This is a genomic window from Mycobacterium adipatum (assembly GCF_001644575.1).
Lineage (GTDB): Bacteria > Actinomycetota > Actinomycetes > Mycobacteriales > Mycobacteriaceae > Mycobacterium > Mycobacterium adipatum.
The window spans coordinates 3,513,420-3,537,757 of the sequence record NZ_CP015596.1; the positions used below are offsets into that span (position 1 = coordinate 3,513,420).

26 protein-coding genes are annotated in these 24,338 nt (G+C 67.3%); 8 read left to right on the forward strand and 18 right to left on the reverse strand.

Features of this window, described 5'->3' with window-relative positions; translation table 11 throughout:
• Nucleotides 1–26: 26 nt before the first annotated feature.
• From A7U43_RS16665 to ectA, 11 genes are all read right to left on the reverse strand, one after another.
• Nucleotides 27–1,013 carry a helix-turn-helix transcriptional regulator gene (locus A7U43_RS16665; RefSeq protein WP_067997397.1) on the reverse strand — a complete coding sequence of 329 codons (987 nt, stop codon included), beginning with the start codon at nt 1,011–1,013 and terminating at the stop codon, nt 27–29.
• Entirely contained in the window at nt 1,010–1,996 is a 987-nt protein-coding gene (locus A7U43_RS16670; RefSeq protein WP_067997399.1) for a helix-turn-helix transcriptional regulator, read from the reverse strand. Before A7U43_RS16670 ends, A7U43_RS16665 begins: the two co-directional genes overlap by 4 nt.
• 47 nt (nt 1,997–2,043) lie before the next feature.
• Complete coding sequence (pafA, locus tag A7U43_RS16675; protein WP_156525941.1) at nt 2,044–3,402, reverse strand: Pup--protein ligase; 1,359 nt, start codon at nt 3,400–3,402, stop codon at nt 2,044–2,046.
• A gap of 78 nt (nt 3,403–3,480) precedes the next feature.
• Entirely contained in the window at nt 3,481–4,233 is a 753-nt protein-coding gene (gene prcA, locus A7U43_RS16680) for a proteasome subunit alpha (RefSeq protein ID WP_067997404.1), read from the reverse strand.
• Nucleotides 4,233–5,084 (reverse strand): proteasome subunit beta, encoded by an 852-nt coding sequence (gene prcB, locus A7U43_RS16685; protein ID WP_197499861.1) that lies wholly within the window; start codon nt 5,082–5,084, stop codon nt 4,233–4,235. Before prcB ends, prcA begins: the two co-directional genes overlap by 1 nt.
• Nucleotides 5,081–5,272: a ubiquitin-like protein Pup gene (locus A7U43_RS16690; RefSeq protein WP_067997406.1), complete on the reverse strand. Its 192-nt coding sequence runs from the start codon at nt 5,270–5,272 to the stop codon at nt 5,081–5,083. The genes prcB and A7U43_RS16690 overlap by 4 nt, the downstream gene beginning before the upstream one ends.
• Nucleotides 5,273–5,346: 74 nt before the next feature.
• Nucleotides 5,347–6,855 carry a depupylase/deamidase Dop gene (dop, locus tag A7U43_RS16695; protein ID WP_067997408.1) on the reverse strand — a complete coding sequence of 503 codons (1,509 nt, stop codon included), beginning with the start codon at nt 6,853–6,855 and terminating at the stop codon, nt 5,347–5,349.
• 43 nt (nt 6,856–6,898) lie between these two features.
• Nucleotides 6,899–7,813, reverse strand: a complete 915-nt coding sequence (thpD, locus tag A7U43_RS16700; protein WP_067997411.1) for an ectoine hydroxylase — start codon at nt 7,811–7,813, stop codon at nt 6,899–6,901.
• Nucleotides 7,810–8,199, reverse strand: coding sequence for an ectoine synthase (locus A7U43_RS16705; protein ID WP_067997414.1), 390 nt, complete (start codon nt 8,197–8,199; stop codon nt 7,810–7,812). The genes thpD and A7U43_RS16705 overlap by 4 nt, the downstream gene beginning before the upstream one ends.
• 22 nt (nt 8,200–8,221) lie before the next feature.
• Nucleotides 8,222–9,517: a diaminobutyrate--2-oxoglutarate transaminase gene (gene ectB, locus A7U43_RS16710; RefSeq protein WP_231963339.1), complete on the reverse strand. Its 1,296-nt coding sequence runs from the start codon at nt 9,515–9,517 to the stop codon at nt 8,222–8,224.
• Nucleotides 9,518–9,578: 61 nt separating this feature from the next.
• Entirely contained in the window at nt 9,579–10,130 is a 552-nt protein-coding gene (gene ectA, locus A7U43_RS16715; protein ID WP_067997417.1) for a diaminobutyrate acetyltransferase, read from the reverse strand.
• Nucleotides 10,131–10,604: 474 nt separating this feature from the next.
• Between ectA and A7U43_RS16720 the strand changes: the two genes are divergently transcribed.
• Nucleotides 10,605–11,279: a response regulator transcription factor gene (locus A7U43_RS16720; RefSeq protein WP_067997419.1), complete on the forward strand. Its 675-nt coding sequence runs from the start codon at nt 10,605–10,607 to the stop codon at nt 11,277–11,279.
• Here the strand turns inward: A7U43_RS16720 and A7U43_RS16725 are convergent.
• Nucleotides 11,255–12,631: a HAMP domain-containing sensor histidine kinase gene (locus tag A7U43_RS16725; protein ID WP_067997421.1), complete on the reverse strand. Its 1,377-nt coding sequence runs from the start codon at nt 12,629–12,631 to the stop codon at nt 11,255–11,257. The two genes, A7U43_RS16720 and A7U43_RS16725, sit on opposite strands and share 25 nt — an antisense overlap.
• Nucleotides 12,632–12,706: 75 nt before the next feature.
• Here A7U43_RS16725 and A7U43_RS16730 point away from each other — a divergent pair, with 75 nt between their 5' ends.
• Both A7U43_RS16730 and A7U43_RS16735 read left to right on the forward strand, forming a co-directional pair.
• Entirely contained in the window at nt 12,707–13,873 is a 1,167-nt protein-coding gene (locus tag A7U43_RS16730) for a hypothetical protein (protein WP_197499863.1), read from the forward strand.
• A gap of 123 nt (nt 13,874–13,996) precedes the next feature.
• Nucleotides 13,997–14,287, forward strand: coding sequence for a DUF732 domain-containing protein (locus A7U43_RS16735; protein ID WP_197499864.1), 291 nt, complete (start codon nt 13,997–13,999; stop codon nt 14,285–14,287).
• 10 nt (nt 14,288–14,297) lie between these two features.
• Here A7U43_RS16735 and A7U43_RS16740 read toward each other — a convergent pair whose 3' ends face one another.
• On the reverse strand, nt 14,298–15,197 hold the full coding sequence (locus A7U43_RS16740) for a DMT family transporter (RefSeq protein WP_082902432.1): 900 nt from the start codon (nt 15,195–15,197) through the stop codon (nt 14,298–14,300).
• Nucleotides 15,198–15,269: 72 nt separating this feature from the next.
• Here A7U43_RS16740 and A7U43_RS16745 point away from each other — a divergent pair, with 72 nt between their 5' ends.
• Nucleotides 15,270–16,178 carry a LysR family transcriptional regulator gene (locus tag A7U43_RS16745; protein ID WP_067997430.1) on the forward strand — a complete coding sequence of 303 codons (909 nt, stop codon included), beginning with the start codon at nt 15,270–15,272 and terminating at the stop codon, nt 16,176–16,178.
• Here the strand turns inward: A7U43_RS16745 and A7U43_RS16750 are convergent.
• Complete coding sequence (locus A7U43_RS16750) at nt 16,160–16,783, reverse strand: hypothetical protein (protein WP_231963340.1); 624 nt, start codon at nt 16,781–16,783, stop codon at nt 16,160–16,162. The two genes, A7U43_RS16745 and A7U43_RS16750, sit on opposite strands and share 19 nt — an antisense overlap.
• 9 nt (nt 16,784–16,792) lie before the next feature.
• On the reverse strand, nt 16,793–18,625 hold the full coding sequence (gene arc, locus A7U43_RS16755) for a proteasome ATPase (RefSeq protein ID WP_067997434.1): 1,833 nt from the start codon (nt 18,623–18,625) through the stop codon (nt 16,793–16,795).
• A gap of 145 nt (nt 18,626–18,770) precedes the next feature.
• Here arc and A7U43_RS16760 point away from each other — a divergent pair, with 145 nt between their 5' ends.
• A complete protein-coding gene (locus A7U43_RS16760) occupies nt 18,771–19,265 on the forward strand; it encodes an MTB12 family secreted protein (protein ID WP_067997435.1) in 495 nt (164 codons plus the stop codon).
• Nucleotides 19,266–19,277: 12 nt separating this feature from the next.
• Nucleotides 19,278–19,805 (forward strand): lipoprotein LppK, encoded by a 528-nt coding sequence (gene lppK, locus A7U43_RS16765; protein ID WP_067997436.1) that lies wholly within the window; start codon nt 19,278–19,280, stop codon nt 19,803–19,805.
• A gap of 14 nt (nt 19,806–19,819) precedes the next feature.
• Here lppK and A7U43_RS16770 read toward each other — a convergent pair whose 3' ends face one another.
• Nucleotides 19,820–20,662: a tRNA (adenine-N1)-methyltransferase gene (locus tag A7U43_RS16770; RefSeq protein WP_082902178.1), complete on the reverse strand. Its 843-nt coding sequence runs from the start codon at nt 20,660–20,662 to the stop codon at nt 19,820–19,822.
• Between the two features lie 70 nt (nt 20,663–20,732).
• Here A7U43_RS16770 and A7U43_RS16775 point away from each other — a divergent pair, with 70 nt between their 5' ends.
• Both A7U43_RS16775 and A7U43_RS16780 read left to right on the forward strand, forming a co-directional pair.
• The gene (locus A7U43_RS16775; RefSeq protein WP_067997437.1) at nt 20,733–21,572 is read left to right on the forward strand and encodes a RecB family exonuclease; all 840 of its coding nucleotides are present in this window, start codon (nt 20,733–20,735) and stop codon (nt 21,570–21,572) included.
• A complete protein-coding gene (locus A7U43_RS16780; protein ID WP_156526137.1) occupies nt 21,569–22,360 on the forward strand; it encodes a thioesterase family protein in 792 nt (263 codons plus the stop codon). Before A7U43_RS16775 ends, A7U43_RS16780 begins: the two co-directional genes overlap by 4 nt.
• Nucleotides 22,361–22,422: 62 nt before the next feature.
• On the opposite strand, the gene A7U43_RS16785 is transcribed toward A7U43_RS16780, so the two are convergent.
• Both A7U43_RS16785 and A7U43_RS16790 read right to left on the reverse strand, forming a co-directional pair.
• Nucleotides 22,423–23,802 carry an FAD-containing oxidoreductase gene (locus A7U43_RS16785; RefSeq protein WP_067997441.1) on the reverse strand — a complete coding sequence of 460 codons (1,380 nt, stop codon included), beginning with the start codon at nt 23,800–23,802 and terminating at the stop codon, nt 22,423–22,425.
• Nucleotides 23,802–24,284 (reverse strand): DUF4126 family protein, encoded by a 483-nt coding sequence (locus A7U43_RS16790; RefSeq protein ID WP_067997444.1) that lies wholly within the window; start codon nt 24,282–24,284, stop codon nt 23,802–23,804. Before A7U43_RS16790 ends, A7U43_RS16785 begins: the two co-directional genes overlap by 1 nt.
• Nucleotides 24,285–24,338 lie beyond the last annotated feature (54 nt).

Below are 24,338 nucleotides of genomic sequence, written 5' to 3' on the forward strand. Positions count from 1 at the left end.
AACACCTCCGCAAGTTGTGGTCGAGTCTACTCGTCTTCGTATGCGCGCACCGCGGCCGAGGCGGTCTGACGGACCTTCTCGGCCAGTGAGTGCGGTGCCAGCACCCGCACCGCCGACCCGAAGCCCAGCACGAACCGAGTCATCCACTCCTCGGAAGCGTAGGTCATCGCGGCTTCGCATGCACCGTCGTCGAGTTCGGCGACGATCCGCAGCGGGTAATAGTCGAACATCCACTCCGCCGACCGCTCGATGCGTAGCCGGGCCGAGTGCAGCGAGGGATCCTCGGCATCGGCGTCGAACAACGCGGTGCCCGGCCCGGCCTGCACGGCCGGGGCCGGCGGCCGGGAGGGCTCGTCGAGCACGCGGGCGTCCACGATGCGGTCGAACCGGAACAGTCGCACCCCCTCGGCGCTGCGGCACCACGCCTCGAGGTAACTGCGATCGCTGACCAGCACCACCCGGATGGGATCGACGATCCGGCTCGACACCGTGTCGTGGGAGGCCGAGTGGTACTCCAGCGACAGCGCTCGACCGGTACGCGCGGCCTCGCGGACGGCGGCCGCCGTGGCGCTCTCGGGTTCCTCGCTGCCGGGTTCGTCGCCCCCGGACGCGTAGAGGTCGGCGTTTCCGACCGCCCCGGCGGTGCCCGCCGCCGATTCGATCTTGGCGATGGCGGAGCGCGCGGCGCGGGGATCGACCATGCCCGGCACGTCGAGCAGGGCGCGCAACGCGACCAGGATCCCGGTCGCTTCGGTCGAGGTGAGCCGCAGCGGGTGATCCACCCCGGCGGCGAACGTGACCTCGATGGTGTCACCGGTGAAATCGAAGTCGATGAGGTCACCGGGGCCGTAACCGGGCAGCCCGCACATCCACAGCTGCTCCAGGTCCGCGTCCAGCTGGGTGCGGGTGACTCCGAGGGCGGCGGCCGCCTCGTCGCGGGTCACCCGGGGGTTCGCCTTGAAGTAGGGCACCATGTTCAGCAGCCGGACCAGCCGCGTCGACACCTGACTCATGCGCGATCCGCCTGTGCACGCAGTCGGGCGACCACGTCGTCGCGCAGCTGGGGAGGGTCCAGCGCGACGGCATCGGTGCCGTAGCTGGCGATCTCCCGCGCCAGCCGGTCATAGGTGCCCAGGTCGACGGTGATCTCCTCCCCCGCCCGGCCCCGCCAGACCCGTGGGGTCGAGCTCGTCGCCTGGCGGCGCAGCGCGGTGGCCCGCCCCTGCGCGATCCACACCCGGGCCCGTTCACCGGTGGGCACATCGGCGACCACCCGCTGCACGATCCGGCGCAGATTGACCCCCTGCGGCGGTGTGACCGCCCCGGCGGCGCCGACCGGTCGGGCGCCGGTGATGCGCGACAACCGGAAGGTGCGGGTGTCCTCGCGGTCGCGATCATGGCCGACCAAGTACCACCGACCGCGGTGGGTGACCACGCCCCAGGGTTCCACGGTGCGGGTGCGGTACGGATCGTTGCGCGAGGCGCGGTGCTCGAACTGGACGACCCGCCCAGAGTTGCTGGCGGCCAACAAGACTCCGAGCACCTCCTCCGAACCGCGCAGCCCGGGCAAGGCGGCGGTGGAGGTGAACGCCACCCCGGCGTCCTCGGAGTCGACGTCGACCCCGGCGGCGCGCAACTTGAGCAGGGCGTTCTGCGTCGCGGTCACCATTTCCGGGGACTGCCACAGCTGGGTCGCGACGGCCACCGATGCCGATTCCTCGGCGGTCAGTTCGACCGCGGGCAGCGCGTAGTCCTTGCGGTTGATGCGGTAACCCTCGGTGGCGTCGAAGGACGACATCTTCCCGGTCTCCAGCGGGATGCCCAGGTCGCGCAGCTCGTTCTTGTCCCGCTCGAACATCCGTGAGAACGCTTCGTCACTGGCGCTGTCGGAGTACCCGGCCACGTTTTTGCGGATCTTCTCCGCCGTCAGGTACGAACTGGTGGACAGCAGTGCGATCACCAGATTCATCAGTCTTTCGACCTTGGATGTCGCCACCAAAGCAGCTTAGGTGGTGCCGGCGCCAGGATCCCGGCGCGACCCGCTCACATGCTCGCGATGAGCCGATTCACCCGCTCGTCGACCGACCGGAACGGATCCTTGCAGAGCACCGTGCGTTGGGCCTGGTCGTTGAGCTTCAGGTGCACCCAGTCGACGGTGAAATCCCGGCCCGCTTCCTGTGCCGCGCTGATGAATTCGCCGCGGAGCTTGGCCCGCGTGGTCTGCGGCGGCGTGTTGACGGCGGCTTCGATCTCCTCGTCGGTGGTGATCCGCGCGGCCAGCCCCTTGCGCTGCAGGAGGTCGAACACCCCGCGGCCGCGCTTGATGTCGTGGTAGGCCAGGTCGAGCTGCGCGATCTTGGCGTCGGCGAGGTCCATGTTGTAGCGATCCTGGTAGCGCTGGAACAGTTTGCGCTTGATCACCCAGTCGATCTCGGTGTCGACCTTGGCGAAATCCTGGCTCTCGACCGCGTCCAGCTGGCGCCCCCACAGATCGACCACCTGCTCGATCTGGGTGTTCGGTTCGCGGGTCTGCAGGTACTCCACCGCCCGGCCGTGGTACTCGCGCTGGATGTCCAGCGCGCTGGCCTGCCGCCCGCCCGCCAGGCGCACCGGACGGCGCCCGGTCAGGTCGTGGCTGACCTCCCGAATCGCCCGGATCGGATTGTCCAAGGAGAAGTCCCGGAACGCTACGCCGGCCTCGATCATCTCCAGCACCAGTGAGGCGGTCCCGACCTTGAGCATGGTGGTGGACTCGCTCATGTTGGAGTCGCCGACGATGACGTGCAGGCGGCGGTACTTCTCGGCGTCGGCGTGCGGCTCGTCGCGGGTGTTGATGATCGGTCGCGACCGCGTCGTCGCGCTGGACACGCCTTCCCAGATGTGTTCGGCGCGCTGGGACAGGCAGAAGGTCGCCGACTTCGGCGTCTGCAGCACCTTTCCGGCACCGCAGATCAGTTGGCGGGTCACCAGGAACGGCAACAGCACGTCGGAGATCCGGGAAAACTCACCGGCCCGCACGATCAGATAGTTCTCATGGCAGCCGTAGGAGTTGCCCGCGGAGTCGGTGTTGTTCTTGAACAGGTAGATGTCACCGCCGATGCCCTCATCGGCGAGGCGCTGCTCGGCGTCGATGAGCAGATCTTCGAGCACGCGTTCCCCGGCCCGGTCGTGCGTGACCAGTTGGGCGAGGTTGTCGCACTCGGCGGTGGCGTACTCCGGGTGTGACCCCACATCGAGGTACAACCGGGCGCCGTTGCGCAGGAACACGTTGGAACTGCGCCCCCAGGACACCACCCGCCGGAACAGATAGCGGGCAACCTCGTCCGGACTGAGCCGACGGTGACCATGAAACGTGCAGGTCACACCGAATTCAGTCTCAATCCCCATGATCCGTCGCTGCACACAGTCGAGCTTACGGGGTGGTTCTCGGTAACGGCATGCAAGGTTGGTCGGCGGTTCGTTCGTGCCGATCCCGCCGGATTACTGCGCGGCGGGCGCTTCGGGCTGCGCGTCGTCGGGTCCGTCGCCGCGCTCGGCGGGCACGAGTGCCTCCAGGGCGGGCCCGGTGATCCGGCGGAACGCTCGACGGGGGCGGCTCGCATCCAGGATCGCCACCTCCATGGTGGACGGTCCCAGCACGCGGGGTTCGGTTCCGCTGCCGCCGGCCCGCAGAGCGTTCACCGCGATCGTCACGGCATCGGCCAACCCGGCGTTCTCGGTGTAGGACTCCCCCAACGCCGTCGCGATGGGCTCGGTGGTACCGCCCATCACGACGAAATGCGGTTCGTCGGCGATCGAACCGTCGTAGGTGATGCGATACAGCTCAGGGGCTTTCGTTTCCCCATAGTGCGCCACCTCCGCGACGCACAGTTCGACCTCGAACGGTTTGGCCTGCTCGGTGAAGATGGTGCCGAGCGCTTGGGCGTACACGTTGGCCAGCTGCCGGCCGGTGACATCGCGGCGGTCATAGGCGTAGCCACGGGTGTCGGCGAACTGGATACCGGCCACCCGCAGCTTGTCGAACTCGTTGAAGCGACCGACCGCGGCGAAACCCACCCGGTCGTAGAGCTCGCTGACCTTCTGCAGGGACCGCGACGGATTCTCGGCCACGAACAGCACACCGCTGTCGTAGGCCAGCACCACTACGCTGCGGCCACGCGAAATACCCTTGCGCGCAAGCTCGGAACGCTCACGCATCGCCTGCTCGGGCGAGATGAAATAGGGGAAGCTCATCAGCCGTTACCGTCCGTCCGGGTGCGGCGCTCGATCACTTCACGGGCCAGCCCGGCGATCCGCGCCTCGGTGACCTCCTCGGCACCCGCGGACTCGATCAGTACCGCGGTCGGGTAGATACCGCGCACCAGATCCGGACCACCGGTCGCCGAGTCGTCGTCGGCGGCGTCGTAGAGCGCCTCGATCGCGGCCTTCAGCGCGCTATCGGCGTCGGTCACCTGCGGATAGAGCTTCTTGATCGACGACTTGGCGAACAGCGACCCCGAACCCACCGCCTGGTAACCCTCTTCCTCGATGTTCCAACCGCCGGCCGCGTCGAAGGACACGATCCGCCCGGCGCTCACCGGATCGGCGGCGTCGACATCGAAGGCCACCAGCAACGGCAGCGCGACGAAACCCTGAAGGGCCGCACCCAGGTTGCCGCGCACCATGGTGGCCAGCCGGTTCACCTTGCCACGGAAGGTCAGCGGCACTCCCTCGACCTTCTCGTAGTGCTCCAGCTCGACGGCGTACAACCGGGCGAACTCGACGGCGATCGCCGCGGTGCCGGCGATCCCGGTGGCCGCGTAATCGTCGGCGATGTGCACTTTCTGCACGTCGCGGCTGGCGATCATATTGCCCTGGGTGGCGCGCCGGTCCCCTGCGATGAGAACACCGCCGGGGTACTTGACGGCGACGATCGTCGTGCCGTGGGGCAGCTCGACGGCACCTGGTGCGGCGGTGTGCGAGACACCGCCGGGGAGCAACTCCGGGGCCTGCCTGCTCAGGAAATCCGAGAAGGAGGACAGGTTCAGATGTGCAGAGGAGAGGTCAAGGGGGTTGGCGGAAGGCTTATTGGACCAGACCGTCACTGGCCGCCCTTTTGGACATAGGCGCGCACGAAGTCCTCGGCGTTCTCTTCCAGGACGTCGTCGATCTCATCGAGCAGATCGTCGGTCTCCTCGGCGAGCTTTTCGCGGCGCTCCTGCCCGCCGGCCGTCGCGTCGGCGGCGTCATCGTCCTCGCCGCCACCGCCGCGCTTTGTCTGCTCCTGAGCCATCGCTACCTCCTGATTGCTCGTCAGTGTTCTTTCACACTACCGGTCAACACCGGCGATGCCTGGGATAGCGCAGCTTATGTGGTGAGCTGCGCGACCAATTCGGCGGCACTGTCCACCGAGTCCAGCAGCGCACCGACGTGAGCCTTGCTTCCGCGCAGCGGTTCCAGGGTGGGAATCCGGACCAGGGAATCTCCACCCAGATCGAAGATCACCGAGTCCCAGCTCGCGGCGGCGATATCGGCCCCGAACCGCCGCAGGCATTCACCGCGGAAGTAGGCGCGGGTGTCGGTCGGCGGGTTGTCGACGGCATCGATCACCTGTTGCTCGGTGACCAGACGCTGCATCGAACCGCGCGCGACCAGCCGGTTGTACAGGCCCTTGTCCAGGCGTACATCGGAGTACTGCAGATCGACCAGGTGCAGCCGCGGCGCCGACCAGGTGAGGTTCTCGCGCTGCCGGAATCCCTCGAGTAGCCGCAGCTTGGCCGGCCAGTCCAGGATCTCCGCACACTCCATCGGGTCGCGCTCCAACAGGTCCAGCACGTGCGCCCAGGTCTGCAGGACGTGGGAGGCGCGCGGGTCGGGGTCGCGGGCGTCCACCAGTTTGGCCACCCGATCCAGGTAGATCCGTTGCAGCGCAAGTGCGGTCAGTTCGCGACCATCGGCCAGCGCCACGGTGGCGCGCAGCGACGGGTCGCGGCTGATGACATGCACCGCGTGTACCGGTCGAGCCAGTGCCAGATCGGACAGGTCGATACCGTGCGCGGGTCCCTCTTCGATCAGGTCCAGCACCAGCGAGCTGGTGCCGACCTTGAGGTAGGTCGAGGTCTCGGCCAGGTTCGCGTCACCGATGATGACGTGCAGCCGCCGGTACTTGTCGGCATCGGCGTGCGGTTCGTCGCGGGTGTTGATGATGCCGCGTTTGAGCGTCGTCTCCAGACCGACCTCGACCTCGATGTAATCGGCGCGCTGGGACAGCTGGAATCCGGGCTCATCGCCGGACGGGCCGATCCCGACCCGCCCCGAGCCGGTCACCACCTGACGGGACACCAGGAACGGGGTGAAACCGGCAATGACGGACGAGAACGGTGTCTGCCGCGACATCAGGTAGTTCTCGTGGGTGCCGTAGGACGCACCCTTGCCGTCGACATTGTTCTTGTAGAGCTGCAGCTTGACCGCGCCGGGCACGCTGGCCACGTGTCGCGCGGCGGCCTCCATCACACGTTCTCCCGCCTTGTCCCAGATCACCGCGTCCATCGGGTCGGTGACCTCGGGAGCCGAGTACTCCGGGTGCGCGTGGTCGACGTACAGCCGGGCCCCGTTGGTGAGGATCATGTTCGCGGCACCGACCTCGTCGGCGTCGATGATCGGGGCGGGCCCGGAGGTGCGGGACAGGTCGAAACCGCGGGCGTCGCGCAGCGGCGACTCGACCTCGTAGTCCCAGCGGGTGCGCTTGGCCCGCTGCAGCCCGGCGGCCGCCGCGTAGGCCAGCACCGCCTGCGTGGAGGTCAGGATCGGATTGGCCGTCGGGTCCGACGGCGAGGAGATGCCGTATTCGACCTCGGTGCCGATGATCCGTTGCATAGGGCCACCCTAGGGGACGTGCCGCGGGCCGTGACCGCCCGCCTCACGCCGAGGGCGCCGCGAGCCCGAGCGAGCGGGTGGCCCGGGCCGCGAGGTACTCCGGCCGGATCCCGTCGGCCGCATACGGCGCGGTGAGCAAGTTGTCGACGGAGTTGAACACCAGGAAGACATTCGAGCGCGGCAGCGGGGTGATGTTCGACCCCGATCCGTGCAGCAGGTTGCAGTCGAACCAGAGCGCGGATCCGGCTGCGCCGGTGAACTGTTCGATACCGTCGGCATCGACCGCCTTGGTGAGGGTGTTCTCGTCGGGTACCCCGATCCGCTGGGCCACCAGCGACGAGGTGTGGTGGTCCCGGGGCGTGGCGCCCACACACGGGTAGAAGGTCCGGTGCGACCCGGGGATCACCATCAACGATCCGTTGTAGGGGTAGTTGCGGGTGAGTGCGATCGAGCAGGACACCGCGCGCATCGCCGGCATCCCGTCCTCGGCGTGCCAGGTCTCGAAATCGGAATGCCAGTAGAAGCCGGTCCCGGTGAACGCCGGCATCAGGTTGATTCGCGCCTGATGGATGTAGACGTCACTGCCGAGCAGCTGGCGCGCCACGGGCAGCACGGTGTCGAGACGCACCACATCGGCGACCAGAGCGCTGAGCAGATGCGGCGCAAAGATCGAGCGGATGGTGCCGCCGGGCTCGCGGATCACCCTCGGATCATCGGCGTCCAGTTCGGCGGCCAGGCGCTCCAGCTCGTGGCCCAGCGGTGCCAGCGCATCCTCGCCCACCGTGTCGGGCCGGATCAGGTATCCCTGCGCGGCAAAGGCATCCAGGTCCACGGAAGGCAGCGGACCGCTGCCGGCATCGCCCCAGACCGATGGCTCGTGGCGCGGAACGGGAGCGATCGCATGGTCCAGACGGGTCGGATACGGGTCATGGAGGCGGTCCTGCGACGCGGCGCTCATACGGCGGCGGGGGCCGGGTACGCGCCGGACTCGTCGTGCACCTCGTCCCCGCTGACCGGCGGGTTGAACACGCACAGCATCCGCATCTGCGTCGCACAGGTCACGCGGTGGCGCTCGTGGCCGTTGAGCAGGTACATGGTCCCCGGCGCGAGCGGGTACGCCTCGCCGGATTCCAGGTCGGTCAGGGTGCCGGTGCCCTCGATGATCCACACGGCCTCGACGTGGTGGCGGTAATGGAACTCACTGACCGAGGACGCTTCGATGGTGGTCTCGTGGAACGAGAATCCGACCCCGTCGCCCGCCAGGACGATGCGCTTGGAGCGCCATGCCCCGGCGGCCACGTCACGGTCGGTGCCGGTGATCTCGGCGGTGGTACGAACGATCATTGCGTTGTTCTCCTCCGGTATCTCAGACTGCGACGGCGACCGACTCGGCCAGGATGTCAAGGCCGGCCTGCAGATCGCCGGGCGAGGTGGTGAGCGGCGGGAGCAGCTTGACCACCTCATCGGAGGGCCCGCTGGTCTCCATCAGGACGCCGCGTTCGAACGCGGCGCGGCAGACGTCCGCGGCCAGATCGGCGTCGTCGAATCGCAGACCTTGCGCCATTCCTCGGCCGCGGGCCGATATCCCGTGGTGCGACAGTGCGATCTTCTCCAGCCCGGCGCGTACCAGCGCACCCTTGTCCGCCGTCTCGGCGGCGAACTCTGCTGTGCTCCAGAATATTTCGAGCGCCTTGCTGGCAGTGACGAAGGCCGGGTTGTGCCCACGGAAGGTTCCGTTGTGCTCCCCCGGCGCCCAGACGTCGAGCTCGGGCCTGAACAGGGTGAGCGCCATCGGCAGACCGTAACCGCTGATGGACTTGGACAGCGTCACGATATCGGGCACGATGCCCGCGGCCTCGAAGCTGAAGAACTCCCCGGTACGTCCACATCCCATCTGGACATCGTCGACGATCAACAGGATCTCGCGCTGGTGGCACAGGTCGGCCAGCGCCTGCAACCACTCCAGCCGGGCCACGTTCAGGCCGCCCTCACCCTGCACGGTTTCCACGATCACCGCCGCCGGACGGTTCAGTCCACTACCGGAGTCGTCGAGCACCCGCTCGAACCATCCGAAGTCCTCGGTGACCCCACCGAAATAGTTGTCATAGGGCATCGGCGTCGCGTGCACCAACGGGATCCCGGCGCCGGCTCGCTTCATCGAGTTGCCGGTCACCGACAGCGAACCCAGCGTCATCCCGTGGAATGCGTTGGTGAAACTGATGATCGATTCCCGGCCGGTCACCTTGCGGGCCAGCTTGAGCGCGGCTTCCACGGAGTTGGTGCCTGTCGGCCCGGGAAATTGCACTTTGTAGTCCAACCCGCGGGGTTTGAGGATGAGCCGGTCGAATGTCTCCAGGAAGTGCTGCTTGGCCGTCGTCGCAATGTCCAGCGAGTGCACGATGCCGTCACCACTCAGGTACTCCAGCAGCGCGCCCTTGAGGTGAGCATTGTTGTGCCCGTAGTTCAGAGCACCGGCACCGGCGAAGAAATCGAGATAGCGGCGACCCTCGGTGTCGGTCACCCAGGAGTCCTTGCCGCTGGCCAAGACCGTGGGCCAGCTACGGCAGTAGCTGCGTACCTCCGATTCCACCGTGGCGAACACCGACGGCAGGTCGGCGTCGGTGGGCGACGGAGCGGTTGCGGGCACAGCGTCGAGCAGCAAGGAATTGTCCTCCAATGGATTTCAGCATTATGCGGGCGGGCGAATGGGTGTCTTGCGGGGTTCACCTCGGGGCGTCGATCGGACCGATCCGCAGCAGGGGTTCGTCCTCGTGGGCGCCTTCGGCATCGAGTTGGTCCGCGGTGAAGTGCGGCTGTTCTGTCAGCGGGACATCGTGGCGGCGCGCGAAGGCGCCGAAGAAGGCTCGCGACCTCGCGTTGCCCGGGGACACGGTCGCCTCGACGGTCAACGGGCCGGCGCCCTCTTCGGAGAGCATTCGGCACACCAGGGCGTCGAGCATCGCGGCGGCCAACCCGCCACGTTGCGCACGCGGCGCCACCGCGACCTGCCAGACGAACAGCACATCGGGTCGCGGTGGCGGCCGATAGCCGGTGATGAAACCCAGCACATCGCCGTCGTCCTCGGCGACGATCGAGGTATCCGCGAAGTCGGTGCTCAGCAGCAGGTATGCGTAAGCGGAATTGAGGTCCAGCACTTGGGTTTCGGCCACCAGCTCGCGTATCGCGAGAGCATCGGAGCCTTGTGGGCGGCGTAGCATGCCCGTCCAATTGCGCGCTGCGCCAACGGCATCCGGAGCCACGTGTGCAGATGTCATATCGAGTAAAAGTCACCACCGAGCAGTCATCGATCTCATTTGGTTCAAGTCTTCGGTGCTCCGACGTTAGGCACAACGAAAGACGCCGATCAAGCTGCGAGCGCTCACGCGTGACAACGCCCGTCAGCCGGCGCTCGCGCTGTCACCTGCGGGTACAGCGAAACAACGGCTCAGGGTCGGCCTCGCGTAACGTTACCGAAACGTTATCGACAGTGTGACGCAGGACACCACGCGATTGCGCATCGCACCGCGCGGGCCCGTCCGGGAGCCGGGTGCGGAAATTGTTCGGCGATTTCGCCCACCAACCGCCCGGGCGAGGGCTAGCGTCCGTGCATACGCAGGCAGTACAGACCGTCGGCGCGCCACGCACCCGCACGTTCTCCCTCATGCTCATCGTTGACTCCCTGGCATGCGGGTCCCGCGGACAGCGTGGCGTGCCGACCTCTGTGCCGACGCGGTAGACATAGAGACGTTATGAGAGTTCTGATCGTCGAGGACGAGCCCCGGTTGAGTTCCACCCTGGCAATCGGACTGCGTGCCGAGGGATACGCCGTCGTGGAGGCCGCCAACGGCATCGACGGCCTCTGGCAGGCCACCGAACACGAATTCGACGTCGTGGTGCTCGACATCATGCTGCCCGGCCTCAACGGCTACGAGGTGCTCCGCCGGATGCGCGCACGTTCGGTGTGGACACCGGTGCTGATGCTGACCGCCAAGGACGGCGAGTACGACCAGACCGACGCCTTCGACCTCGGCGCCGACGATTACCTGACCAAACCATTCTCGTTCATCGTGTTGGTGGCCAGACTGCGCGCCCTGGTGCGCCGCGCGGCACCACACAAACCACCGACGCTGACCGCGGGCACGCTCACCGTGGACCCCGGCAGGCGCATCGTGCAACGCGGAGACAAGACGCTGTCATTGACCCCGCGTGAGTACGGGGTGCTGGAGTATCTGATGCGCAACAAGAACGTCGCCGTCACCAAGGCCGACATCCTGCGCAACGTCTGGGACGCACACTACGACGGGCCGGACAACGTCGTCGAGGTATACGTCGGCTATGTGCGCCGCAAGATCGATATTCCGTTCGGCACCAACACCATCGAGACGATCCGCGGAGTCGGCTACCGGTTGGCCGCCGACAGCTGAACGACCGCGCGTGTCCCGCCACCGGGACGGTCCTCGATGCGCACCCGTCCGTGGTGGGCGGCGACGATCTCCGACACGATGGCCAGACCCAGCCCGGTGCCGCCGGCACCGCGGGATCTCCCCTCGTCCAGCCGGACGAATCGATCGAACACCCGCAGCCGGTCGGCCTCCGGTATTCCCGGACCGTCGTCACCGATCGTCAGCACCGCGCGCCCCTGGCTGCAGCGCAGTTCCACCTCCACCACCGAGGCGGCATGCCGGGCCGCGTTGTCCAGCAGGTTGCGCACCACCCGTGCGAGCGCTCCCGGATCGCCGATGACCCGGACCGGTTCGATATGCGCGGTCACCTCGACACCGCGGTGGCGCCGCAACCAATCGACCTCGCCGGCCGCCAGATCATCCAGATCGACATCCTCACGGCGAATATCCCAGCCACGCTCATCGGCGCGGGCGAGCAGCAGCAGATCGTCGATCAGCGAGCGCATCCGCTGCGCCTCCGGCATCAGCGTGTGCTGGGCAAGCTCGGCGTTGAGCAAGTCCGGGTGCGCTTGCGCGACCTCGAGTGCCGAAATGATGGTGGCCAACGGGCTGCGCAGCTCGTGCGAGGCGTCGCCGACAAAACGCTGCTGGGCCGCGTGGCCGGCCTCGACCCGAGCCAGCATCGCGTTCATCGTCACTGCGAGTGCGGCGATCTCGTCGCGGCCCTCGGGCACCGGCACCCGTCCGGTCAGGTCCGAGGTGGTGATATCGGCGACGCGGGAGCGGATATCGTCGACCGACCGCATGGACCGCCGCACCAACAGGTAGGTCGCCGCCGCCGATACCGCGATGACCACCGGTGCCGCCACGGCGAGAGCGGTCACCACGGTGCCCACCGTGGAGAGCACCAGCGGACTGCCCTCACCGACGACGACCGTGTAACGCGCCCCGTCCGGTCCGGCGACCGTCTGGGCACTGAACCTGATCTGGCCGAACGGTGAATCGTGTTCGGGCATACCTATGCGCGGGCCCACGCCGATCTCACCGACCGGGATCAACGGGGTGGACGGCGCGCCCGCCGAACGGCGCCACACCGCGCCGTCGGCCCCGATCACCTGGACGGCCAGCACCCGGGTATCTGTGGCGAGCAGTTCGGCATCCAGTGCGCCGGGGCCTTGTGCCGCGATGACGGCGGCGACCTGGGCTACCCGGGCCGCGGCGGCGTTGTCGACGTCGCTGAGCAACGAGCGATACAGCACCGCGGCCAGCAGCACACCGGTGACGCCGAGCGCCACGAACACCACGCTGGCCGCGACGAACGCCGAACGGGCCGAGATCCCCCAGGTCGCCGGCCGCACCAGTCCCCGTCGCATCCGTCCACTGTGCCTGATCCCACCCGTGCCCGATCCCACGGGTGGCGCACCATTCGGCCGCCGAACGAGCACAATGTGGCGGTGCCCGACTCCAGCCCACCCAGCACCGACGAGCAGGTGCAGGAATGGTTCCTGCACCGCGGCCTGCCACTGGTGCTGACCCGCAGGGTGCGCTCGCGTGCGTTGATCGAACGATCCGCCCCGATGATCAGCTCGGTCGGTGCGCTGACCGCGATGACGATGTTGTTGGCCGAGGTCACCGGGGAGGGCCCGAACTACGCCTATGCGCTGCGCCTGGGGATCATCGCGGCGGTGCTGCTGGCCGCCCCGTTCGTGCTCGTGGCGCTGCACCGCCGATCCACCGCGCTCGGCGAGATGGCCCGGCGCTGGGGAGCCTGGGGCGTGATGGCCATCTTCGTGGTGGTGATGCCGGTGACGGTGAGCGGCTGGTCGAGCGCCGCGGCTGCCGAGGCACCGCTGTTCGTCCTGATCTCGCTGCTGGCGATCTGGTTGACCTACCTCGGCTTCGGGTCGATCGCGGCTTGGGCGTTCCGCTTCGCCTGGGTGCAACTGGGGGCGCTGGGCACCCTGATGAGCAGGGCGTTGCCGCTGCTCATGTTGACGGTGGTGGTGTACTTCACTGGCGAGCTGTGGCAGCTCTCGGCCCGGATGACACGTCAAAGACTGTGGGAGACAGTCGGATTCCTCGCAGTCGTGGCGCTGGTTTTCATGGTCACCACCATCCGCGACGAAGTGCAGGCGCTGCGCGACGACCGTGCCGAACACACCGACGCCGGCGGCCTGCTCGCCGGCACACCGTTCACCGCCCCGGCCCGCACCCGCACCCCGCTGTCGCGGGCAGAGCAGATCAACGTGGTGGCGGTGATGGTGGTCTCCCAAGCCATTCAGGTGGTGTTGTTCACGGCCGGGCTGTTCGCGTTCTTCCTCGCACTGGGGATCATCGCCATCCCCTATGACGTCACCGTCTTGTGGTCCAGCGAGGAGACCTGTCAGATCGGCCAACCGCCATGTGCGGGCACCTGGTTCGGCGTCCATATCCCGATACCGCAGACGGTGGTGCACACCTCGTTGTTCGTCGCCGTACTGTCCGGGCTGTATTTCACCGTGAGCACCAGCGTCGATCCGCTCTACCGGCAGCGGTTCTTCGACCCGTTGATCGCCGATGTGGCGGTCAGCCTCGCCGGCCGCGACGCTTATCTGGAGGCCGAAGCCCGATCCTGAGTCTGTGTGATCGGCGTGCGCACCCTGTGAGGTGGCTCTACACTTCCTACGCTGCGCATCACTCGGCGAATGTCCTGTGACCGGCAATCTACCTGCGCAACACGGGATGAAGGGATGACACTCATGAGGAAGCTGCTGCTCCCTGTTATCGCGGCGGCGTTCGCCGCGGGTCTCGGCCTCGCCGCTCCGGCCAGCGCCGACGAGACGAGCTACTTCACGGAACTGACCGATTACGGATATGGGGACACCTCACAAGAGGTTGCCCTGGATCTCGGCTACTCCATCTGCGAGGACCTCGCCAACGGTGTGCCCCAACAGGTTACGCTCGACGCGATCTACGAGAACACGAACGAGAACGTCGATGCCACCGACGCGACATTCCTGTACAAGGCCGCCATCGTGCACCTGTGCTGACTCCGAACGCTCACGCACGGTTTCGACTGCCGGCCCCCGGCGGTGAGATCGTTGCGCTGTCAATGACTCTGCCCCAGTTGGTCCCGGTCACGACGAGTACGGCGCCGAGCGCACCGAGCGCGGTGACCGGGTCGCCGGCCAGCCCGACGCCGATGACCGCCGCCCACAGCGGCTCGGTGCCCAGCAGCAGGCTCATCCGCGCCGGCGTGCTGTACCGCAGGGCCCACAGTTGGGCTCCGAACGCGAAGACGGTGCACACCAGCGCCAGGTAGCCGGTCAGCACCCAGTCCCATCCCGACATCTGCGGTAGTACCGCGAACTGTCCGAGTATCCCCGCGGGCACGGCCGTCAGCACCGACACGGTTACCAGTTGGACGAGCGTCACTGCCGCCGTGTCGAGCCGGCGTGACCGCTGCGATACCCGCGACATCACCGTGACGTGCACGGCGCGCAGCACCGCGGCGGTCGCGACCAGCAGATCGCCCGACCCGGGAAACGCGAAACCGCCGGCCTGGGTCAGCGCGATGCAGCCGAGGACGACCATCGCGGCGGCGCCATAGAACCGCCGCAGGACGGCCCGCCGGCCGCCCAGCAGCGGGGTGATGACAACGGTAAGCGCCATGATGAGGCCGGCGTTGGATGCCGATGTCCTTGTCACGCCGTAGGTTTCGCACAGACAGATGGCGGTCAGGATGGTCCCGAACAACGCACCGGCAAGCAGTTCATCGCGCCCGATGCGGCCGATCCGCCGACCGAGCAGCACGGCGAGGACGAGAGCGGCGATGGCGAAGCGCAGGGCCAGGAAGGCGGGAACGCCACCTGGGGCGACGGCCTCCTTGGCGGCGAGATAGCTCGATCCCCACACCACGGCTACAGCCAGCAGCGTGAGATCGACACGATAGCGGGTCACGGGCATGAGCCTGTCGCGCACCGACCCTTCAGTCCAGCTACTTCTTCTTTGCTAGAGCAGTAGACTTTCTAAATGGATGTCCTACGGTTGCGGATGCTGCGCGAACTTGCCGATCACGGCACCGTCGCCGCGGTCGCCGATGTGCTGTGCCTGACACCGTCGGCGGTATCCCAGCAGCTCAAGACCCTGCAACGAGAGGCCGGGGTCGCACTTCTGGAACCGGCCGGCCGGCGTGTGCGATTGACCGACGCCGGGCGGGTGCTCGTCGGGCACGCCGAGCGGGTGATCGCCGCCCTCGACCGCGCACAGGCCGAGATGGACAGCTACCGCACCACCGCGCGCGGTCAGGTGACGGTGTCCTTCTTCCCCTCGGGTGCGGCCATGCTGCTGGCGCCGCTGATCGTCACCTCCCGACCGCACGGCGTGGAGGTGATCGGCCGCGATATCGATGTGCCCGCCGCGCGGGCGCCGCAGCAACTGGCTGATTTCGACGTGGTGGTCGTGCACCGCGACGAGCGCGACACCGTCCCCTGGGGCCCGAGATTCAGCTCCACGGTGTTGCTGCGCGAACCCCTCGACGTGCTGCTCCCGACGAACCACCCGCTGGCCGACCATGCGCACATCGAACTTTGCGAGCTGACCGACCAGGATTGGGTGGGGGTGGAAGGCGGCCTGATGGTCGACGACGTGTTCAAGTCGATCGCCACCCTGACCGGCGTCACACCTCGGATCATCCAGCGGGTCAATGATTTCCGGGTTCTCGAAGAGCTCGTCCAAGCCGGCATCGGGATTGCGTTGATACCCCGCTACGTGCGGCTGGCTCGTGACCTGGTGCGCCGGCCGATCAGCGATATCAGACTCGCCCGCCGCATCGAAGCGGTGGTGCGCACGGGGGCCGAGTCGCGACCTGCGATCGCACTGGTGCTGGCACAACTGCGCGCGATCGCGGACCTGGCCGCCGGTCAGTCGGTGAGTGAGTAGCTGTTCGCGAGGTCGTCCTGGAGCACACTTGCGGGCCGCGTGGTGGTGTCGACGACAATCGCCGACGACGGCACCCGCGTCTCATAGCGCCACCCCGACGGCAGGGACAATCGGTCGGCGAGTCCGGCGAGATCGTCCAGACCCAGCGTCGGGTCGACGGTCTGACTGTAGGTCTGCATGATCCAGCGCCTGTCGTCCGGATCGACCAACTCATACACCGGGCGGCCGGCGTCGAAGGTGAATACCGCTTTTCGGTCCACCCTGTTCTCGGTGTAGGCAGCCGGGTTCATCGACGCGAGTTGCACCGTGGCCTGACGGTTCATCTCCAGGCCACCGAAGGTCTTGCGCTGCATCGATTCTCTGTCGGCTTTCCCGATGCCACTCATCAGCCAGTACCGGGGCCCGTTCAGGATCGCCGCGACGGCCCCGGCCTCCGCGGCAATCACCGTGGCGTCGAGCTCATCCCACAACTGCGCGGGACAGTCGTTGAGGCCGAAGGTGTTGTAGACCGTCGCTTCCGGACCGGACTCGGTGAGGTGAACCAACAGCACCTCGCCATAGCGCAGACCGAACACCCCGCTTTTCACCGCGACGTCGTCGGACACGGCACGCCCCTACAGGTACTGCCCAAGGTTGGACTCGGTATCAATAGCACGGCTGGCGCTACTGCTCTTGCCGGTGACGAGCGTGCGGATGTAGACGATCCGCTCACCCTTCTTGCCGGAGATACGGGCCCAGTCGTCGGGATTCGTGGTGTTCGGCAGGTCCTCGTTCTCGGCGAACTCGTCGACGATCGAATCCAGCAGATGCTGGATGCGCAGACCCTTCTGCCCGGTCTCCAGCACCGACTTGATGGCGTACTTCTTGGCCCGGTCCACGACGTTCTGGATCATCGCCCCGGAGTTGAAATCCTTGAAGTACATGACTTCCTTGTCACCGTTGGCATAGGTGACCTCCAGGAACCGGTTGTCGTCGATCTCGGCATACATCCGGTCGACGACCTTCTCGATCATCGTCTTGATGGTCAGGGCACGGTCGCCGGCGAACTCGTCGAGGTCATCGGTGTTGACCGGCAGGTTCTCGGTCAGATACTTCGAGAAGATGTCCTGCGCGGCTTCGGCGTCGGGGCGTTCGATCTTGATCTTCACGTCCAGGCGGCCCGGCCGCAGGATGGCCGGGTCGATCATGTCCTCGCGGTTGGAGGCGCCGATCACGATGACGTTCTCCAAGCCCTCGACGCCGTCGATCTCGCTCAGCAGCTGCGGAACCACGGTGGTCTCCACATCGGAGCTCACGCCGGTGCCGCGGGTCCGAAAGATCGAGTCCATCTCGTCGAAGAAGACGATCACGGGCGTGCCCTCGGACGCCTTCTCCCGGGCGCGCTGGAAGATCAGCCGGATGTGCCGCTCGGTTTCACCCACGAACTTGTTGAGCAGTTCGGGACCCTTGATGTTGAGGAAGTAACTCTTGGCTTCCCGGGAGTCCTCGCCCCGCAGTTCGGCCATCTTCTTGGCCAGCGAATTCGCGACGGCCTTGGCGATCAGCGTCTTACCGCAGCCGGGCGGACCGTAGAGCAGCACACCCTTGGGCGGACGCAACGAGTATTCGCGGTAGAGGTCCTTGTGCAGGAACGGCAGCTCCACGGCATCGCGGATCTGCTCGATCTGGCGGGTCAGACCACCGATATCGCCGTAGCTGACGTCGGGGACCTCCTCAAGCACGAGATCCTCGACCTCGGCCTTCGGAATGCGCTCGAAGGCGTATCCGGCCTTGGTGTCCACCAGCAGCGAATCGCCGGGCCGCAGCTTGCGCGGCTTGTCGTCCTCGTCGAGCTCCGCCTCGACACCCTCGGGCAGGAACTCGGCGGCCACCAACGGTTCGGCCAGCCAGACGATACGTTCCTCATCGGCATGGCCGACGACGAGGGCGCGGTGCCCGTCGGACAGGATCTCGCGCAGCGTGCTGATCTCACCGACGGCCTCGAAGGTGCCCGCCTCCACGACGGTCAGTGCCTCGTTGAGGCGGACCGTCTGGCCCTGCTTGAGGACACCGGCGTCGATATTGGGCGACAACGTCAGGCGCATCTTGCGGCCGGAGGTGAAGACGTCGACGGTCTCGTCCTCATAGGTCGCCAGCAGCACCCCGTACCCGCTGGGCGGCTGACCGAGCCGGTCGACCTCCTCGCGCAGGGCGAGCAGTTGCTGGCGGGCCTCCTTGAGCGTGTCCATCAGCTTGGCATTGCGCGCGGCCAAGGAGTCGATGCGCGCCTCAAGCTGCTGCACGTCGCGGGCGGTACGCAACCCGCTGCCGGCCCCGACGGTGGCCTCGAGTTGTTCACGCAGGGCGGCCGCTTCGCGGCGCAACCTCTCCAGTTCAGCGGCGTCCGCCGCGGACAGGTTCGACTCGTGGGGTGTTCCGAAACTCTCAGAACGCTCGGACTCACTCATGTTGCGCTCCCTCCCGCACCGGATGTTGGTGCAGTAACAACTTCAACGCTACCGGCGATTCAGCCTTTGTGTGCGGTCTAGGAATTCGACACACCAGCAACGCTGTTAACCTCCTTGCTTAGCTTGCCCCATTGAAAGGACCACTGTGATCCTGAAATCCCTCGCAATCGCCTTCGTCACCAGCGCCGCAGCGGCCGGCGCGGTAACTGCTGCGGCGACGGGCGTGTCGTCGGTTGCCGCCAGCGGCGCTCCCGCGATCAGCCCCGTGGTGTGGGACACCCCGCTGCCGCAGGCACCCGCGCCCGAATTGCAGGCGCCGCTCACCCAGACGCTGAGCATCCTCGCCGGACCCGGCTCCTTCTCCGGCAAAGCCACCTACATCCAGGGCGGCATCGGCCGGATCGAGGCCGTGGCCGCCGACCGCGCCTACAACAACGCCGCGCGCGAAGGCAAGTTCCCGCTGACCTTCAACATCGCCGATATCGACGTCAACGGCCCGGTCGCCACGGCCAACGTCACGGCCACGGCCGCGACCGGGGGCACCGCGACGCAGCCGGTGACCTTCATCGCCGGCCCGAGCCCCACCGGCTGGCAGGTGTCCAAGCAGTCGGCACTCTCGCTGCTCTCAGCGGCGGGCTGACCGCACGCGCCAATGCGCCGCACGCCCATCGCGGTCCTGAGCGCCACCACGTTCGTGGTGGCGTTCGGACTGTCGGGCTGCGGCGCCGAGCCGATCCCGGCGGCACCCGAGACGTCTGCCTCCGCACCGGTGATCGGCACGCAATCTGCACCGCAGGCTCCGCTCCCGCCGCCCGAGGCATTGACCGGCGTCCTGACCCGACTGGCCGACCCCGCGGTTCCCGGTGAGCAGAAGATCGCCCTGGTGCAGTACGCCACGCCGGAGGATGGCGCGGCGCTCGACCGCTTCGCCCGGGCCACGGTGGACGGCGGGCTCGCCCCACTGATCTTCACGGCCACCGACCTGAGCTGGTCACCGACCGACTACGGCGATGTGGTGGCCACCGTCACGGCCAGTCCGGCCAACCCTGCCCCGGACGCACGGCCCTTCACCTTCCCCATGCAGTTCACCCTCCACGAGGGCGCGTGGCAGCTGACCCGGGTGACCGCCGATCAGCTGCTCGAAATGGGACCGGTGCCGACCGGTGAGCCGCCGCGGTAGCCGTCGGGAGGCGGTCACACCTGGGGGCGTTTGCGGCGCAGCGGGGTCGGTGTCACGGTGCCCGGCGCCAGCTTGCGGGCACTGATCAGGAACGCGGTGTGCCCGCGCATGTTGTGCTGCGGTCGCACCGCCAGCCCCACCACGTTCCAGCCGCGCTGCATGGTCTCCCAGGAGCGGGGCTCGGTCCAACACTGTTGTTCGCGCAGCGCCTCCACGGTGCGCGACAGCTGCGTGACGGTGGCGACGTAGACGATGAGCACGCCGCCGGCCACCAGCGCCGCCGACACCGTGTCCAACACCTCCCAGGGCGCCAGCATGTCCAGCACGACCCGGTCGACCTCGGTGCGCTCGGCACCGGTCGGGTACTCGTTGAGATCCTTGATCCGCAGATCCCAGTTCGTCGGGCGCTCACCGAAGAAGGTCTCGACATTGCGGATGGCGTGCACGGCGTGGTCGTCGCGCACCTCGTAGGAGATCACCTGGCCGGTCGGCCCCACCGCGCGCAGCAATGAACAGGTCAGCGCACCCGAACCGGCACCGGCCTCCAACACCCGGGCACCCGGGAAGATGTCGCCCTCGTGCACGATCTGGGCGGCGTCCTTGGGGTAGATGACCTGCGCCCCGCGTGGCATCGAGAGCACATAGTCGATGAGCAGGGGCCGCAGCACCAGGAACGGATCGCCGTTGGTGGACGTCACGACGCTGCCCTCGGGCTGACCGATCACGGTGTCGTGGCCGATGGCGCCGCGATGGGTGTGGAACTCGGCACCGGGTGCGAGCACCATCGTGTAGTGCCGTCCCTTGGGATCGGTGAGTTGCACGCGATCGCCGATGACGAACGGACCTGTGATTTGCACGGGGTCAGCCTGCCAGACGCGCCGCCGCGGCTACGAATTGTTGTCGGCCCCCGGGCCTAGGCTGACAGCTATGAGCGCGCCTGCAGCTGCCCGCACCGGTCGGCGGCCGGCCCTGTCGCCGTCACGGGCCAGCGATTTCAAGCAGTGCCCGCTGCTGTACCGGTTCCGGGCCATCGACCGACTGCCCGAGCCGGTCTCACCGGCCCAGCTGCGCGGCTCGGTGGTGCATGCCGCGCTCGAAGAGCTCTATGCGCTGCCGGCCGCCGAACGCATCCATGACACGGCGCTGACGCTGGTCGATCCGGCCCTGGACCGCGTGATCGCCGAGGGCAGCGCAACCGGGCTGGTGCTGGAACCGGAACTGCGTGCCGAGCTGCTGCGTGACGCCCGCAAGCTGTTGTCGGGCTACTACCGCCTGGAGGATCCGACCCGATTCGACCCACACAGCTGCGAGCAACGCGTGGAGGTGGAGTTGCCCGATGGGACGCTGCTGCGCGGTTTCGTCGACCGGATCGACATCGCCGCGACCGGTGAGATGCGGGTGGTCGACTACAAGACCGGTAAGTCACCCTCGGAGCTGTGGGCGCTGGCCGAAGCCAAGGCGCTGTTCCAGATGAAGTTCTATGCCGTGGCACTGTGGCGATCCCGCAGGGTGCTACCGGCCAAACTCCGATTGCTCTACCTCGCCGACGGTCAGGTCCTGGACTACTCCCCCGACCTCGATGAACTCATGCGCTTCGAGCGGACCCTGACCGCGATCTGGCGGGCGATCCAGGCCGCGGGTAGCACCGGTGATTTCCGGGCCACCCGGTCGAAGCTGTGCAACTGGTGCGCCCATCAGCCGATGTGCCCGGAATTCGGCGGTACGCCCCCGGCGTATCCGGGGTGGCCGGCGGAGCCTGCGGAGTGAGCGACTGTCACTACCGGCGGATGGCCGAGTCCGACGGCTACCAGGTGTTCGAGTCGACCCCGGGTACCGCCAGCAACTGGGATGCCGCCATCCAGCACGGTTCGCCCCCGCTGGCGCTGTTGACCAGGGCCATCGAAGAGCTCTACCTCGACCGCCCCGAATTGCGGGTCGGACGGTTGGTGCTCGACATCCTGGGCGCGATCCCGGTGGCGCCGGTGAAGGTGCGGGCCTGGGTGGAGCGGCCCGGCGCCCGGATCACCATGGCGGTCGCCGAGATGCGCGCGGTACACGGTGCCGACCGGGCGCTGGCCCGGGTGAGTGCGTGGTTGCTGACCACCAGCGACACCGCCGATGCCGTCACCGATCGCCATCCGCCATTGGTGGAGGGCACGGCGATGGACAATCCGCACGGTTGGATGGGGGCGCCCGGTTATCTGGAGACCGTGAGCTGGCGCAAGCAGCGGACCGCGCCGGGTGAGCCCGCCGTGGTCTGGATGAGTCCTCTTGTGCCACTTGTCGATTCCGAACCCCTCACCGACCTGCAACGGCTGGCCATGGTGGTCGACTCGGCCAATGGCGTCGGCGCCGCACTGGATCCCGACGAGTTCGTGTTCATGAACACCGACACCGCGGTGCATCTGCATCGCGCGCCGAGGGGAACCGACTTCGCGCTGCGCGCCCGGGGCTCGATCGGTCCGGACGGCATCGGGGTGACCACCGCCGATGTTTTTGACCGGCAGGGATTCATCGGAACGTCGGCGCAGACGCTGCTCGTGCAGCGAAGGTAGGGGCCCGTGGCCGGACGTACGCTGGTCGGCAGTGACGGTGACCTGATGATCCGGGCGGAAGGCTAGGTCAGTGGCTTGAGGTCCTGGAGCAGCGTCGGCACCAGTTCGCTGACGGTGGGATGGATGTGCATGGTGCGCGAGATCGCCGTGTAGGGCAGCTTGGCGGTCATGACGTCGAGGATCGCGTGCACCACCTCGTCACCCCCAACCCCGAGAATGGACGCTCCGAGGATCTCGTCGGTTTCGGCGTCGACCACGACCTTCATGAAGCCCTTGGTCTCACCCTTCTCCACGGCCCGACCGACCCGGGTCATCGGACGGATGCCCACCAACGCTTTTCGGCCCGAGCGGCGGACCTCGTCGGCGGTCATCCCGGCCCGACCCAGGGGTGGATCGATGTACAGCGCGTAGGTGGAGACCCGGTCGCTGACCCGGCGCGGATCATCGTCGAGCAGGTTGGCCGCCACGATCTCGAAATCGTTGTAGGAGGTGTGCGTGAAGGCGCCCTTGCCGTTGCAGTCCCCCATCGCCCAGATGTGCTCGACGTTGGTACGCAGGGCGTCGTCGACCTCGATGTAGCCACGGCTGTCGGTGCGCACGCCGGCGTTCTCCAGGCCGAGGTCGTCGGTATTGGGCATCCTGCCCACCGCGATCAGGGCGTGACTACCGGCGATCGGTGTCGCACCGGAGTGCGGGGTGACTTCGAAACCGTTGTCCCGCTTGGTGAACCGGATATCGTCGGCCCCGACGTGGATCTCGATCCCTTCGCTTTCCAGGATCTCCCGGATGGCCGCCGAGACATCCTCGTCCTCGCGGGAGGTCAGTCGCGGCCCACGCTCGATCACCGTCACCTGGGCACCGAATCGCCGGTACATCTGCGCGAACTCCAGCGCGATATAACTTCCGCCGATGACGACGAGATGTTCTGGCAGCGTGTCGAGTTCGAGTAGTGACACATTGGTCAGGTAATCGATATCGGCCAGGCCCGGAATATCCGGCACCACGGCCCGGCCGCCGACGTTGAGGAAGATCCGGTCCGCCCGCAACAACGTTCCGTCGAGCTCGATGGTGTGTGGATCGACGAACCGGGCGTGCCCGCGCAGCAGGGTGGCACCGTCCATACCCTCGAGCCAGTGCTCGACACCGCGCCGGTCGCCCTCGACGATCGTGTCCTTGCGAGCCTTCACCTTGGCCATATCGACGCTGACATCGCCGGTGCCGATCCCGAATTCGGGTCCGCGCCGGGCCATATGGGCGGCGTGGGCGCTGGCCACCAGCGTCTTGGTGGGGATGCACCCGTAATTGACACAGGTGCCGCCGACCAGTTTGCGTTCGATTACCGCGACGGTCTGCCCGGCCTCGGTCAGCCGGCCGGCCAGCGGCGGACCGGCCTGGCCGGCGCCGACGATGATGGCGTCGAACTCGGTCACCGGCTCCGCCATCAGATAAAGCTGACCAGGAATGCGACCAGGAACCCACCGCCCACGGCGATGCCATCCTCGAGGAACGCACCGGGGCGGTCGTTACCGTTGTTGGCCGCGCCGAGTCTGCTGCGCAATTCCGCGCCGGCCAGGGTGCCCAGCACCGCGCCCACGATGCCGGCACCCGTGGCGGAGAAGGTGTGGAAGAACGCACTGCCGATCACCGCCCCGGCGAAACCGCCGGTGATCAAGCGGGCGATGAACTGCGGTGGCACCTTGCGGCTCGGGGTCTTCGGGAGCTGATCGGTGATGAGTTCGCCGACCAGCAGAATGCTCAGCACCGTCACCGTGATCGGATGACCGACCCATTCGGACCATTTGTCGGCGACATCGATCCAGCCGAGCATCGCCCCCCAGGCGACCACCGCCGGCGCCGTCATCGCGCGTAAGCCCGCGATGACCCCGATCAGCAGGGCGAGGAGCAAAGCGAGAACCTGCGTCATCGGACCTCCATGGGGTGGACGGACATCCGGACGCTAGCACGCGCGACGATGTCG